We start from the raw sequence: 14,535 nt of genomic DNA on the forward strand, positions 1-14,535 counted from the left end.
GACTGGTTCAAGCATTTCCAGTATGAAGGGAAATATTACTCTGTTATTAGTAAAATTAATAATAATCGCTATATACCAATGGATAAAGTTCGTTTTGTGATGGATTATAATGTGTTAAAACGTCAGATTGGAGAATATGAGTTTAGAACGTGGGCATTGACGGAAGAAGAAATGAAGCATCCGGAAATTAAGGATATTCCAGAATTGTCAGTAGGAGAAACAATCAATCTTTCAGAATATACTAAGGTATTCAACGGTCTAGTGAGCAAGCCGGAATATAGTGTAACTGGAGACGCTGAAATCTCAGCAGATGGTATCCTGACAGCGAAAAGCATGAACAACAAAGTGAAGCTGACTGTGACAGACCCAGTGACACGTCTTAGCTCAACACATGAATTTACGATTAAGGATGACCATGGGAATACTACCGATACGGCAACCAAAATCAATTTAAATGAAACAATAAAAGCACGTATTGATTATACTTTCGATAATGATGTTTTTGAAATTTCAGAGGCGGAGAAGCTAAACGCAGTAATTATAGAATCGCCGACAGGTACACCTTGGAGTGTGCTGCCAACAGTAAATGGTGTGCAGACAAGTGACTGGTTCAAGCATTTCCAGTATGAAGGGAAATATTACTCTGTTATTAGTAAAATTAATAATAATCGCTATATACCAATGGATAAAGTTCGTTTTGTGATGGATTATAATGTGTTAAAACGTCAGATTGGAGAATATGAGTTTAGAACGTGGGCATTGACGGAAGAAGAAATGAAGCATCCGGAAATTAAGGATATTCCAGAATTGTCAGTAGGAGAAACAATCAATCTTTCAGAATATACTAAGGTATTCAACGGTCTAGTGAGCAAGCCGGAATATAGTGTAACTGGAGACGCTGAAATCTCAGCAGATGGTATCCTGACAGCGAAAAGCATGAACAACAAAGTGAAGCTGACTGTGACAGACCCAGTGACACGTCTTAGCTCAACACATGAATTTACGATTAAGGATGACCATGGGAATACTACCGATACGGCAACCAAAATCAATTTAAATGAAACAATAAAAGCACGTATTGATTATACTTTTGATAATGATGTTTTTGAAATTTCAGAGGCGGAGAAGCTGCGTACAGTTGTGATAGTATCGCCTAATAAGAATATTAGCGGCTCTTATCCAATGGTGAACGGAATAGAAAAAAGTGTTCAATTTACGTTCTTTGAAAATGAAGGACTGCATTATTCTGTTGTGAATAGTATCAAAAATAATAAATATGAGTTAATGGACAAAGCTCGCTTTATGATTAACTACAATATTTTAAACCGGCAGCTTGGTGAATACGAGTTTACAACATACTCTTTGACAGAAGAACAGATGAGGTATCCTGAAGTAAACGATATTCCTAATTTATCTGCAGGAGAAACCATTGATTTGACTGAGTATGTCAAAGTATTCAATGGATTTGTAGCCACTCCAAGATATTTTGTTTCAGGAAATATTTCCGGAAATGCGGAAGTTTCAGCAGATGGCATACTAACTGCTAAAAAAAGCGGAAGCTCAGTTACCTTAACAGTTACAGATCCAATCACTCGATTAGCAACGGTTAAAACATTTAGAATTCTATAAAAATGAAATAAAAAAACCAGTATTGAGCGTTTTACATCCTCAATACTGGTTTTTTTTAGAAGATTACAGCCTTAAGGCATTTTTCCTTCACTATCTTTTTTTTCCTGAATTCTTTTTCGTAGCTCTTCCAGTTCTTTTTCTTTTTTCTCCAGCTCTGCCAGATCCTCTTCAATTTGCCGTTCTTTTTCAACGGGTTTGGCTCGAATCAGAAAATTGATGGAGATGGCAACAAAGGTTCCAATAAATGTATCCAATACCCGCTCAAAGGCATAGTACATAGACTCACCCTGAGGTACACTTAATGCAATCATGAGCATAGTAGCAATGGCGGAAATAATCCCCGAATTGTTGCCCATACCGTCGGATAAAACAATCACAAGAATGACTAAAAAAGGTAAAAAGAACAGTTCTACGAGAAAATCATTTGAAAAATGCTGCTGCACAACGAAATATAGTAAAGCTAGTCCGCCGCCCAAAGAATTTCCAATCACTCGGGATTTACCAAAAGAAAGACTAGTAGTTAAATCCTGACGTAGTGAAAAAACGGCCGCCAGCGCTGCAATCATCGGGGCACCCCGGTCAAATAGTTTGAATAATAAAATACAGACCATAACGGCCAAAGCACTTTTTAATGTCCGCATACCTAAACGGAATGGACCAATTACCATGTTTTTTCTCTCCTAAAAAAGATTTTACTATTTCATCATAACCGAAATAGAGGTAAAATTACTAGTATTGAAGCAAAGATTATCAATTTTATAAGGAGATTGAGTATGAAGATAGGATTACGAACGATAAAAACTGCAGTAAGTGCAGCGCTCTCCATGATTTTGGCTTCAGCTCTTGGTTTATTAAATCCAGCATCCGCCGGTATTATTTCAGTGTTAAGTGTAACGCCAACGAAAAAAACATCTTTATTAACAGGAATTTACCGGCTGTTTTCATTAGCACTGGCAACGGCTGTCGCTTTTATCTGTTTTCAGATTTTGGGCTTTACACCATGGGGCTTTGGTGTCTACCTACTGTTGTTTATCCCAGTGGCAGTTGCCTTAAAGCTTTCTGACGGTATTGTTGTCAGCTCTGTGTTAGTGACTCATTATCTGATTGAAAAGCAAATGTCCTGGGAATTGATTGGCAATGAATTTATGCTGATGATCATTGGTGTTGGAATGGCACTGCTTTTGAATATGTATATGCCGGATGTGGAGAAACGTTTAAAGGAAGACCAGGAAATTATTGAAGCAGTTTTTAGAAAGATTCTACAGGATATGGCTTTTTACCTTAACGAAACGAAAAAAGAACGCTCTTTGTTTGATCGCTGTAATCAGTTAAAGTCATTGATTAAAGAGGGACAGGATTGGGCGAAGAATCATGCAGAAAATCAATTACTGTCTAAGGATAATTACTATTTGGACTACTTCACGATGAGAAAGATGCAAAGTGTAATTTTGAAGGATATGCTCAAGCTATTGGAAAAAGTCAAAGTAGAAGCAGAGCAAGTGAAGAGTATTAAAGAACTGCTGGCATATACTTCGCTGACTTTTGCTGAGGATAATGATGGTCGTCAGATTCTGGATCAAATTGCAGGAGTCTATGAGACTTATCGGGAAAAGCCTCTACCTAAAACGAGGGAAGAGTTTGAAAATCGGGCACAGCTTTTTCAATTTCTTCAGCTTTTTCAGTCATTTATTGAAATTAAAGAAGAATTTGTCAAAGAACATCTAAGACAGGGGCAAGAGGAGGGATAGAATGCAGGAGCTAAAACGGCCAGTTCTTACTGGCGACTTGATGAGAGATGTTACTGCATATCTCGGAGAGACGTTCAAAGATACTGCCCGGCATTCAATAGAAGTGGCTGCTTGCGCACGTGAGCTAGCAGCAAAATTCAAAGAAGATCCTGCAGCAGCTGAAGCTGCTGGACTGCTTCATGATATCAGTGTAGTCATACCCAACAAGGAAAAGTTGATGCGTGCGGAGGAATGGGGCATCGATATCTGCAAAGAGGAGGAGCTGCTGCCTATGATCAGTCATCAAAAGCTGTCACGCTATATGGCGGCTGAGTTTTTTGGAGTTAAGGATGAAAATGTCTTATCGGCTATTGAATGCCATACAACACTTAAAAATCATGCGAATAAAATGGAGCAGGTAGTTTTCGTTGCAGATAAGATAAAATGGGATCAGGCTGGAGAACCGCCATATCTTGACAGCCTGCAGGAATCACTGGAAGAGTCGCTGGAGGCAGCTTCTTTAACCTATATAAACTACCTCATGGTACACGATATTATTGTTGTTCATCCATGGCTGAAAGCGGCGCAAGAGTGGCTTGAATATAGCAGATAGATCACAGCTGTGGCAATAATCTGATAGTTGGTATGATCAATTAAGGAGGAACAGTTTTATTATGGCAGAATATGAAAAGGATTTCATGTTGCGGCAGGCAAGACAATTCGCGGATTTATTGGGGAGCTTTATGGACAAAGAAGCAGTAGATGGTACCGTTAGGCTGGACGAAGAACAGGTGAAAAAGCTTCAGGATGAGTATCAGAAAAAACTATCCAATAGTGAACAATCAGAAAGATAAATGAATAATTTCTAGAATGAGTGGGACGAAGAGTATATCCTACTCATTTTTTCTTTGAAATATTTTGATTAGATATGTATGCATTTTAAGATTAATTAATCATTTCTTTACATATTTAAAGTTAAAAACACCAAAAAAACTATATAACTTTTTTGGTGTTTTAAAAAGCAATTCAATGTTTTTATAAAATAGGAAAGAATTATTGACAGGTTCGTTAGGTTTGTTGGTACCTGGGACAATTGGGTTAAAGGGCGCAGGATATTTAGAGATTCCTGTTCATGAATATTATGAAGATGAGAATGGATGATGTCTCAAGCTCATTTAGGTCTTTCTTATTCAGTTCGCCATTGCTGCTGCATCTGGTCTAGTATATCAATTACATCTATAGTCAGGAATAAAGAACGGTTGGGCAGTTTGCCTTCAATTATTTTAATCATATTATCTGCTTCATAGTTTAGCGCCTGAAGACTGTCTCCTGAAACAATAGACTCCTTTGTTCCATCATTGAAATGAATTTGTGCTTGATCAGCGCGAGGATATTCTTCCACTGTGATGTAGGCATTTTCGAAGGAAACGATTCCTGTTTTGGGCGCTTTTGATTGAAAGCTTAATGTCACAGCGGCCATCTCCTGTTTGTCATTTTGTAAAATCGTGACAGATTGCTCATCTACTCCTGTTGAGAAAGGAATCATTGATGAAGCTGCCACCTTCGGCTGTTCAGTAAAAAACCAACGGGCAAAGGAAACTGCGTAGGTTCCTATATCTAATAAAGCTCCCCCAGCTAATTCAGGGTTAAAGAAGCGATTATTAGGATTCGGATCTTTATAGCTGCCAAAAGGTGCTTGTATCATTTTGAGCTTTCCTAAGCGCCCGGTATCAGCGATTCGTTTTAGTTCAGTGTATAAAGGCATGTTGAAAATAGTCATTGCTTCAGCTAGAATTAATTGCTTTTCTTCAGCTAATTTTAAGGCAGCTTTTAATTCCTCGCTATTCATGGTGATTGCTTTTTCACAAAGCACGTGTTTGCCGGCTTCCAAGGCTTGCAGAATATGCTGAATATGCTGTTTGTTTGGCACAGCGATATAAATAATATCAATGGTATTATCAGCAAGCAACTCTTCATAGGAGCCATAATGAGCAGGTATATTGTATTTTTGAGCAAATTCTTCAGCTTTATTTATTGTACGGGAAGCTACAGCAGCTAATTGGCTGTTTTTTTGTTGGAACCCCGCTGCAAACTGATGGGCGATTTCTCCCAGTCCGATAATTCCCCAGTTGTAGTTTGTCAAATCTGTATCCTCCTAAAGGTTCTTTTCAGTTTATTATACTAAAAAAAGTAATAAAAAGAGAAAAAAACAACTTAAAATGAAGAAAGTCACGTCTTTTTAAACAGAAATGAGTGCTTTTTTTGGTTATTTTAAGTAGAATAGAAAGAGGAGGCGATTGGTATGCACCAAGTATATATAGATATTATTGTCAGTGCAGTAATGGAACAATATTCTTCAGAGGAGCAATTCTATTCTGAACAGCTTAATATTGATCAAGAACAATGGGAAAGCTGGAAAAATGGCAGAGGAAATCTGCCGAGTGAAGATATGCAGAAAGTAAAGAACTTGTTTACAGATTATGAATGGATGCTGACGCAAAAAATTATGCGGCAGACAGTCCTATTTCCGGAAAAGAGAAATATCGCAGTGGCTGAGTACAAGCGGATGAAAACCTCTATTGCCAGAAAATGGCTGAAAAGCGAGGTTGGCAGAGCCGAACTTTTACCGTTAACAGGAACCGTACAAGAAGATGAAGGCTTTATCAACTTGAAGGTATCCATTTCTTATGGAGAGTGGGGGTTTGATGATATCGTTACCTTCCGACTTCCAGCAAAACTGCAGCCTCAGCTGGAAGGCTCAAAGGTTGAGCTGCTGGACTGGATGGATGAAAACCTGGTTGAAACTTATGTTACAGAGTAAGCTGGATTTGATTCTGTATTGGTAATTTGTTATAATGTGCTGATTTCCATGTGGTAGTGATGGGTTGATTTTCAAAAAAATTAACCAAAAGACAAAGTAAATTAAAAGTAGGGATTTTATGAAAGTAAAAAGGCGTAAGAATAAAAGGTTTCCCGTGTTATTGTTAGGGTTGCTGTTGATTGCCGGATTTTTCTCGTTTCGTTTTTTAACAGGAAATACGGTTAAAGAAGCGGTAAAAACACAGGATAACAAAGCTGTGTCTCAGGAAGATTTTATTGAAAGAATTCGGCCTCATGCAGAGGAGCTTCAGGCTGCTTATGGCGTACTGCCAAGTATAATTATTGGTCAGGGAATTTTGGAGTCGAACTGGGGACAGAGTACTCTTGCTTCTGAATATAACAATCTTTTCGGAATCAAGGCTTACGGCGACCAGAAAAAAGTGAATTTGGAAACAAAAGAGTACATAAACGAATTATGGGTTACGATTCAAGGTGATTTCAGAGTATACGATACTTGGGAGGAATCAATGGATGATCATACACGTCTTTTTGTGGATGGTGTAACGTGGGATCCAAGATTATATGAAAATGTTCTTTTAGCTAATGATTATAAGGAAGCAGCTAATGCTCTTCAAGCAGCGGGCTATGCGACAGATCCGGACTATGCTGAAAAAGTTATCCATGTAATCGAGACTTATAAGCTTTACAAATATGACCACTAATCGGTGAAGGGGAGAGAGTATGGACCAGGAATGGATACCGGAAATTACGACATTATTAAAACAGGATATTATTAAAGTGCCGGAAATTATCAATCAAGCAAGCGGCATTAAAATATTTGGTAAAAGAATTCGCTCGATTATTTTTACAACAGATATAGCAATTATTCGGAATACTAATGCAGATGCGGTTATTGCAGTATACCCGTTCACTCCACATCCGGCAATCACTAAAAGTATTATTGAGGCTGCTGATATTCCTGTGTTTTCTGGTGTTGGCGGCGGTCTGACTCAAGGGGCTCGTTCAGTGTATATGAGTTTGTTTGCAGAGGCACAAGGTTCAATTGGGGTAGTTCTGAATGGACCAACACCAATTGAAACCATTGAAAGTGTATGCGGCGTAGTTGATATTCCCGTTGTAAGTACGGTGACCTCCCGTTATACACCAATGGATGATAAGCTGGAGGCTGGTGTATCCCTGATTAATATCAGTGCTGGTAAAGAGACAGCTGAAACAGTCCGCTATTTCCGAAAGAAATATCCAGAACTGGGAATCATTGCTACCGGTGGCCCGACGGAAGAATCAATTCAGGAAACAATCGAAGCTGGAGCCAATGCAATTACCTATACCCCGCCATCCAATGGTGAGCTGTTCAGTAAGAAAATGGCAAAGTATCGAAAGCAGGAACAGGAAGCAGATAACAATTAATTGATTTATGAAATACCGTTTATTTGGTTTTAAGGGCTGGAGATACAATATTGTTCCAGCTTTTTTTGTTGAAAGATAATACAAAATGACAGATAGATGAGGGACTTTTATCATTTTAAGTAAATTGATTTTTACCGAGAAGTATTAGCATTTGGTATCCGTACCATTGACAATGCCCTGAATCGTTATTTTATGAGAAAATTCTAAGCTTAGTTTTGGTTATAGTTTCTTGCTTTTTAAAGGATTTAGTGGATAATAGAAATTATCATATTTTGAACTTATATATGGTCATGATAAGGATGACCGTCTCTACCTGGCACCGTAAATGCCGGACTATAGGTGAAAAAGCGTGTTCGATTTGAACCTCTTTTTTGCTTTGCAAAAAGGAGGTTTTTTAGTACTGGGGAGGAGAACGACACAATGAAAGAATTAGTAGAAAGAATAAAAAAAGACGGTCAAGTACTAGGTGATGGTGTATTAAAGGTTGACAGCTTTGTTACCCATCAGGTTGATCCGGATTTAATGGAGCAAATAGGTAAACGTTTTGCGGAGGTTTTTGCCGAACAGGGAATTACAAAAGTTGTGACAATTGAAGCGTCAGGAATCGCACCGGCTCTTTATGCGGCACAAGCGCTAAAGGTTCCGATGATTTTTGCCCGTAAAGCAAAGAGCTTAACTATGGATGAAGAATTACTCACTGCATCAGTCTATTCCTTTACCAAACAAGTAACCAGTCAGGTTTCTATTTCTAAAAAGTTCTTAAAGGAAGGCGATAAGGTTCTAATTATTGATGATTTTCTGGCAAATGGTCAGGCTGCTAAAGGATTGGTAGAACTATGCCGGCAAGCTGGAGCTGAGGTATTAGGAATTGGAATTATTATTGAAAAGTCTTTTCAGGATGGTCGAACTCTTTTAGAGGATATGGGGCTAAAAGTCGTTTCTCTAGCTCGTATTGCGTCATTAAAAAATCAAACAGTTGAATTTCTTCAGGAGGATGCCTAAGAATGAAAGAACAGAATATGACGAGTGCAGAAGCTGCTCATGAAACGTCCACTGCGAAAAGTGCAGTGCTTGGTCTTCAGCATTTGCTGGCAATGTATGCGGGAGCAGTTGCAGTTCCTTTATTAATTGGTACTGGTTTGAACTTTAATGCGGAGCAGATGACCTATTTGATTTCTATCGATATTTTTATGTGCGGCATCGCTACACTGCTTCAGCTGACAGTAAATAAATTTTTTGGAATTGGTCTGCCAGTTGTTTTGGGCTGTGCGATTCAGGCCGTTGCTCCGCTGATTATGATTGGAACTGACAAAGGCGTTGGAGCAATGTATGGTTCGATTATTGCCGCAGGAATTTTTATTGTATTAATATCCGGCATCTTTTCAAAAATTAAAGTTCTGTTTCCTTCACTGGTAACTGGAACAGTAATAACTGTCATTGGATTGACCCTAATTCCTGTTGCGATAGAGAAAATGGGTGGAGGATTAGCAAGTGCTCCTACATTTGGTTCTGCCAACAATTTACTACTGGCTTTCGTAACCATTGGACTTATTATTATTATACAAGTGTGGGGTAGAGGGTTTATCCGGTCGATTTCAGTACTAGTAGGTTTAGCTGGTGGAACAGCTCTCGCAGCATTTTTAGGAATGGTAGATGTTGAGCCAATTGTTTCTGCAACCTGGTTTCACTTTCCGCAGCCGTTTTACTTTGGTACGCCGACGTTTGATCCTTCTTCTATTTTATTGATGATTATTATTTCCATTGTTAGTTTAGTAGAATCGACGGGTGTCTATTTTGCTTTAGGCGATATTACAGGAAAACCGGTGGGAGAAGAAGAATTGAAAAAGGGCTATCGAGCAGAAGGATTAGCTGTGATTTTAGGAGGGATTTTCAATACCTTTCCTTATACAGGGTTTTCCCAAAATGTTGGTTTAGTTCAGTTATCAGGAATTAAAAACCGCAAGCCTATTTATTTTTCGGCATTATTTTTGATTATTTTGGGATTACTTCCTAAAATTGGGGCAGCAGCTCAGATTATCCCAGAACCTGTTTTGGGCGGTGGAATGCTTGTAATGTTCGGGATGGTCGCTGTACAGGGAATGCGGATGTTATCCAAGGTTAATTTTGAAAACGATAAGAATTTATTGATTATTGCTGTATCTATCGGTTTTGGCTTGGGCTTTAATATGATGCCGGAGCTATTTGCTAAAATGCCTGAAACAATAAAGATGTTTACAGGAAATGGGATTGTCATGAGCAGTGTTACGGCTATTGTTCTAAATCTTCTATTTAATGGAGTGAAACCAGAGCTGTTAGATAAATAGAAATAGTAATCAACCAATGAGAGAAAGCAAGAGCCAGCAAAAATCTAACAAACGATTTTTGTTGGTTTTTATTTTTAAACAGCGGTTTTGTAGCTTGGAATCTTCAATTTTAGATATACAGAATAGAGTCGCTAAATAGTCTTGATTAAACACGAACAATATAGTTGTTTTTTTGTTTATTATTCGATATTCCTTTGACAGTAATTGTGGGTGTTGCTAAAATAGAAAAGAGAAAAGGTGAAGAAAGGAATATGTCATGTCAATAAAAGTTGCTGTAATTATGGGGAGTACCTCCGATTGGGAAACAATGAAGCTGGCTTGCGAGATACTTGAAGAATTTCAGATTTCTTATGAAAAAAAAGTTGTTTCTGCTCACCGCACGCCGGACTATATGTTTGAATTTGCAGAATCTGCCAGAGAACGGGGAATCAAAGTAATCATTGCCGGGGCTGGTGGTGCGGCGCACTTGCCTGGGATGGTGGCGGCTAAAACCACGCTGCCGGTAATTGGCGTTCCAGTTCAGTCACGAGCACTTAATGGACTGGACTCCCTTTTGTCCATTGTTCAAATGCCTGGAGGGATTCCGGTTGCGACAACAGCGATTGGAAAAGCTGGGGCAACTAACGCTGGACTACTTGCAGTTCAGATGCTTTCCATGTATGATTTAGAGATAGCGGAAAAATTAGAAAAACGACGCGAATCTCTTGCACAGATCGTGATGGAAAGTAGTGATGACCTTGAATAATCCTGTATTACCAGGACAGATGATCGGAATAGTCGGCGGTGGACAATTAGGGAAAATGATGGCTTTGAGTGCCAAAGAAATGGGCTTTCGTATCGCCGTACTTGATCCTAATGTAGACTGCCCGGCGGCCCAAGTAGCTGACTGGCATTTGCTGGCAGCCTATAATGATTTAGATGCATTAAATGAACTGGCCAATAGATCACAGGTTGTGACTTATGAATTTGAAAATGTAGATGTAGATAGTCTTGTCCAAATTCAGGATTTAGTGAGTATTCCTCAAGGAACAGATTTGTTGGCGATTACTCAGGACCGTTTACTGGAGAAAGGCTTTTTGGAGTCCAATAATATAGTGATTGCTCCTTATGCAACGATTGTCAGTCCTACTGATATTCAGGATGCTATTGACGGTATTGGTTATCCTTGCGTACTGAAGACCACTAGAGGAGGATACGATGGAAAGGGTCAATACGTGCTTTACAGCCCGTCTGATTTAGCTCCGTCCATGAATCTCCTGAAAGAAGGCACCTGTGTTTTGGAAGCATGGATTCCTTTTGAAAAAGAAATTTCTGTTCTGGTGTCAGGTAATGGAAAGGGAGATATTCAGACATTTCCTGTAGTAGAAAATATTCACAGGAATAATATTCTTCATGAAACAATTGCTCCAGCGCGTGTAGATGAGGAAATCATTGAAGAGGCACAACGAATAGCTCAGGTGATTGCTGAGGAAGTTAATCTGGCAGGAACTTTGGCTGTTGAAATGTTTGTAACAAATAATGGCGGAATTTATGTAAATGAACTAGCGCCAAGACCTCATAACTCTGGTCACTATACGATTGAGGCGTGTAATTTCAGTCAGTTTGACACTCATATTCGCGGTATTTGCGGCTGGTCTATTCCTGAGATTCATCTACTTTCAGAAGCTGTGATGGTTAATATTATTGGAGAAGAAATTTATGAAACAATGGATTTTATTACTGAAAAGCCAGACTGGCATTTCCATTACTATGGAAAAGATGAAGCTAAAGCAGGAAGAAAAATGGGACACATCACCGTATTAACAGAAGATACGTTTGAAACATTGGAAGATATATATCAAACCAGCATTTGGGATTAAGAAAGGATAAAACAATGATTGATCGTTATTCAAGACCAGAAATGAGAGCTATTTGGACAGATACAAACCGATATCAGGCGTGGTTGGAAGTGGAAATTTTAGCTGATGAAGCTTGGGCAGAGCTGGGAGAGATTCCAAAGGAAGATGTCAAACTGATTAGAGAAAATGCCTCTTTTGATGTCAACAGAATTTTGGAAATTGAAGAAATGACGAGACATGATGTAGTCGCGTTTACTAGAGCTGTGTCTGAAACATTAGGCGAAGAACGCAAGTGGGTTCATTATGGTTTGACTAGTACCGATGTAGTTGATACTGCTTATGGCTACTTGCTGAAGCAGGCAAATGATATTTTACGCAAGGATTTACAGAACTTTGCTGATATTATTGGCGAAAAAGCGAAAGAGCATAAATATACGGTCATGATGGGACGCACTCATGGTGTTCATGCAGAACCTACTACGTTCGGTTTGAAACTGGCATTGTGGTATTCTGAAATGAAGCGAAACATTGAACGGTTTGAACATGCGGCTAAAGGTGTGGAAGCAGGAAAAATCAGTGGAGCAGTTGGTACGTTTGCTAACATTCCGCCTTTTGTTGAAAAATATGTTTGTGAGAAGCTGGGGATTCGTCCGCAGGAAATTTCCACACAAGTTCTGCCAAGAGATCTTCATGCTGAATATTTCTCTGCAATGGCTTTAATTGCGACAAGTATTGAAAAATTTGCCACTGAAATCCGTGGGCTGCAGAAGTCTGAAACCAGAGAAGTGGAAGAATTTTTTGCAAAGGGACAAAAAGGATCGTCTGCGATGCCTCATAAACGCAACCCAATCGGTTCAGAAAATATGAGTGGTCTGGCACGCGTTATTCGTGGTCATATGCTGACAGCTTACGAGAATGTTTCGTTGTGGCATGAACGGGATATTTCTCATTCATCTGCAGAACGAATTATTATCCCAGATACAACAATGCTTTTAAACTATATGCTGAACCGCTTTGGCAATATTGTCAAAAATCTAACTGTCTTTCCTGAGAATATGAAGCGAAATATGAATGCAACCTTCGGATTAATCTACAGCCAGCGGGTACTTTTAAAGCTGATTGATCATGGTATGACAAGAGAAGCAGCTTATGATTTAGTTCAGCCGAAGACAGCTTACGCCTGGGATAATCAAACGGACTTTCGTCCGCTTTTAGATCAGGATGAGCAAATCACTTCAGTACTGAGTAAAGAAGAGCTGGATGATGCCTTTGACTACAATTATCATTTAAAAAATGTAGACACGATATTTGAACGTGTTGGTTTATAAAATAGAAAACAGCCGAAACAGAAATTTTCTGTCTCGGCTGTTTTTAATTTTAGATTAAAGCTTCCTGATACTCAAACGGACGAACAGGTACTGCCTGCAGCTGTTCAAGTAATCGTTCAACAATGACATAGCCACATTCATGATTACCAACGGATACTTCAATACGGTAAGCATTTTTAAAGAAATGCTGTTCATGTATTTGATGAATCTTTAATTCGACATGTTGATCGTTTTCGTAGCTGAAAGAACGTTTCCTTCTTTCTGAATATTTCTTTACACCGCGCTTAATGTTCTTAAAGGTGTAGTAGGCTGTGTCTTGATTCATATCGTGTACCGTTTTTAGAGCCAGCAGATCATTGTATAAGCGTGTTTTTTCATTCTTGGCAAGAAATGCTAAAAAGTCTTCAGCAATTGCTGTATAGTCGTCTTGCATAGTTAGTCCTCCCTACAATCAAAAAAACTTTATCGATCATATTTACTGTAATGATTAACTAAAGAATACCACTGAACTATAGAAATGTAAATGCTTACCCTGACAACCAAAAGAAACTTAAGGAATCTTAAAAAGATAAATCGTGAAAAAACACGAACGATAACCTTTGTTTTTGGTTAAAACATTCATATTTTATTGACGATGGAAATTACCCTTGTTAAAATGTAAACAAGTAGGAAACGAACGATTTTTAAAGATAAAACTATTATCATTTGGAAAGGAAGTATTCTTTTGTTAGAAAAGAAAGATTTACTTTACGAGGGCAAAGCGAAAAAACTGTTTGCTACAAACCAGCCTAATCAGTTATGGGTAGAGTACCTCGATCAGGCAACAGCTTTAAATGGCGTAAGGAAAGACGAAGTACTTGGGAAAGCTGAATTAAATAATCAAATTACAGCAAAGATTTTTGAAGAGTTAGCAGAAAAAGGAATCGCTAGTCATTTTATTAAACAGCTGTCAGCCAGAGAGCAGCTCGTTGAAAAAGTTGAGATTATTCCACTGGAGGTTGTTTTTCGAAACTATGCAGCCGGCAGCTTTTCAAAGCGCTTGGCTATCCCGGAAGGTACAAAGTTAAGTTTTCCAGTTTTGGAATTTTACTATAAGAATGATGCACTGGATGATCCAATGATTAATCAAGATCACATAAAGGAGTTAAAAATTGCTGACGAACATGAAGTTATAGAAATTATGAATGCTGCCCGTCAGGTTAATTTGGCTTTAATCGAGCTATTCGATAGGTTGAATATTCGATTAGTTGATTTCAAATTAGAATTTGGTCGCAGAACTGACGGAACGGTTTTACTAGCCGATGAGATTTCGCCAGATACGTGTCGGTTATGGGATAAGGAAACAAATGAGCATTTAGATAAGGATGTTTATCGTCGTGACTTAGGAGATATCGTTCCAGTTTATCAAGAAGTATTTTCAAGACTAAACACTAACTAATCA

16 protein-coding genes and 1 riboswitch are annotated in these 14,535 nt (G+C 38.6%); of the genes, 13 read left to right on the top strand and 3 right to left on the bottom strand.

Going from position 1 to position 14,535, the window contains the following annotated elements:
• A partial coding sequence (locus AC1Z3K_RS05220; RefSeq protein ID WP_461732068.1) for a hypothetical protein occupies window positions 1-1,629 on the top strand: 1,629 nt, incomplete at its 5' end.
• Window positions 1,630-1,700: 71 nt separating this feature from the next.
• Here AC1Z3K_RS05220 and AC1Z3K_RS05225 read toward each other — a convergent pair.
• Complete coding sequence (locus AC1Z3K_RS05225; RefSeq protein ID WP_426084912.1) at window positions 1,701-2,297, bottom strand: FUSC family protein; 597 nt, start codon at window positions 2,295-2,297, stop codon at window positions 1,701-1,703.
• 105 nt (window positions 2,298-2,402) lie between these two features.
• On the opposite strand from AC1Z3K_RS05225, the gene AC1Z3K_RS05230 reads away from it, so the two are divergent.
• The 3 genes from AC1Z3K_RS05230 (at window position 2,403) to AC1Z3K_RS05240 (ending at window position 4,210) form a co-directional block, all read left to right on the top strand.
• On the top strand, window positions 2,403-3,377 hold the full coding sequence (locus AC1Z3K_RS05230) for an aromatic acid exporter family protein (RefSeq protein WP_461732069.1): 975 nt from the start codon (window positions 2,403-2,405) through the stop codon (window positions 3,375-3,377).
• 1 nt (window position 3,378) lies between these two features.
• On the top strand, window positions 3,379-3,969 hold the full coding sequence (gene yqeK / locus AC1Z3K_RS05235; protein ID WP_461732070.1) for a bis(5'-nucleosyl)-tetraphosphatase (symmetrical) YqeK: 591 nt from the start codon (window positions 3,379-3,381) through the stop codon (window positions 3,967-3,969).
• A gap of 61 nt (window positions 3,970-4,030) precedes the next feature.
• Window positions 4,031-4,210: a hypothetical protein gene (locus AC1Z3K_RS05240; RefSeq protein ID WP_426084915.1), complete on the top strand. Its 180-nt coding sequence runs from the start codon at window positions 4,031-4,033 to the stop codon at window positions 4,208-4,210.
• Window positions 4,211-4,542: 332 nt separating this feature from the next.
• Here the strand turns inward: AC1Z3K_RS05240 and AC1Z3K_RS05245 are convergent, their stop codons facing one another.
• Window positions 4,543-5,499 (bottom strand): Gfo/Idh/MocA family protein, encoded by a 957-nt coding sequence (locus AC1Z3K_RS05245; RefSeq protein ID WP_426084916.1) that lies wholly within the window; start codon window positions 5,497-5,499, stop codon window positions 4,543-4,545.
• 159 nt (window positions 5,500-5,658) lie between these two features.
• Between AC1Z3K_RS05245 and AC1Z3K_RS05250 the strand changes: the two genes are divergently transcribed.
• The 8 genes from AC1Z3K_RS05250 to purB all read left to right on the top strand — a co-directional run bounded on the left by AC1Z3K_RS05250 (window position 5,659) and on the right by purB (window position 13,094).
• Complete coding sequence (locus tag AC1Z3K_RS05250; protein WP_426084917.1) at window positions 5,659-6,177, top strand: hypothetical protein; 519 nt, start codon at window positions 5,659-5,661, stop codon at window positions 6,175-6,177.
• A gap of 118 nt (window positions 6,178-6,295) precedes the next feature.
• Window positions 6,296-6,898: a glycoside hydrolase family 73 protein gene (locus AC1Z3K_RS05255; protein ID WP_426084918.1), complete on the top strand. Its 603-nt coding sequence runs from the start codon at window positions 6,296-6,298 to the stop codon at window positions 6,896-6,898.
• 19 nt (window positions 6,899-6,917) lie between these two features.
• Complete coding sequence (locus AC1Z3K_RS05260) at window positions 6,918-7,604, top strand: beta/alpha barrel domain-containing protein (protein WP_426084919.1); 687 nt, start codon at window positions 6,918-6,920, stop codon at window positions 7,602-7,604.
• Between the two features lie 258 nt (window positions 7,605-7,862).
• Window positions 7,863-7,960: riboswitch (purine riboswitch) on the top strand.
• Window positions 7,961-8,024: 64 nt separating this feature from the next.
• Entirely contained in the window at window positions 8,025-8,606 is a 582-nt protein-coding gene (locus AC1Z3K_RS05265) for a xanthine phosphoribosyltransferase (protein WP_426084920.1), read from the top strand.
• A 2-nt stretch (window positions 8,607-8,608) separates the two neighbouring features.
• Window positions 8,609-9,928, top strand: coding sequence for a nucleobase:cation symporter-2 family protein (locus AC1Z3K_RS05270; protein ID WP_426084921.1), 1,320 nt, complete (start codon window positions 8,609-8,611; stop codon window positions 9,926-9,928).
• Window positions 9,929-10,184: 256 nt separating this feature from the next.
• Window positions 10,185-10,673: a 5-(carboxyamino)imidazole ribonucleotide mutase gene (gene purE / locus AC1Z3K_RS05275; RefSeq protein ID WP_426084922.1), complete on the top strand. Its 489-nt coding sequence runs from the start codon at window positions 10,185-10,187 to the stop codon at window positions 10,671-10,673.
• The gene (gene purK / locus AC1Z3K_RS05280; protein WP_426084923.1) at window positions 10,660-11,787 is read left to right on the top strand and encodes a 5-(carboxyamino)imidazole ribonucleotide synthase; all 1,128 of its coding nucleotides are present in this window, start codon (window positions 10,660-10,662) and stop codon (window positions 11,785-11,787) included. Before purE ends, purK begins: the two co-directional genes overlap by 14 nt.
• Before the next feature lie 14 nt (window positions 11,788-11,801).
• A complete protein-coding gene (gene purB, locus AC1Z3K_RS05285) occupies window positions 11,802-13,094 on the top strand; it encodes an adenylosuccinate lyase (RefSeq protein ID WP_426084924.1) in 1,293 nt (430 codons plus the stop codon).
• A 49-nt stretch (window positions 13,095-13,143) separates the two neighbouring features.
• Here purB and AC1Z3K_RS05290 read toward each other — a convergent pair whose 3' ends face one another.
• Window positions 13,144-13,527, bottom strand: coding sequence for a hypothetical protein (locus AC1Z3K_RS05290; RefSeq protein WP_461732071.1), 384 nt, complete (start codon window positions 13,525-13,527; stop codon window positions 13,144-13,146).
• Between the two features lie 291 nt (window positions 13,528-13,818).
• Between AC1Z3K_RS05290 and purC the strand changes: the two genes are divergently transcribed.
• Window positions 13,819-14,532, top strand: coding sequence for a phosphoribosylaminoimidazolesuccinocarboxamide synthase (purC, locus tag AC1Z3K_RS05295; protein ID WP_426084674.1), 714 nt, complete (start codon window positions 13,819-13,821; stop codon window positions 14,530-14,532).
• Window positions 14,533-14,535: the final 3 nt, after the last annotated feature.

It is taken from the genome of Enterococcus sp. LJL128 (assembly GCF_056924295.1).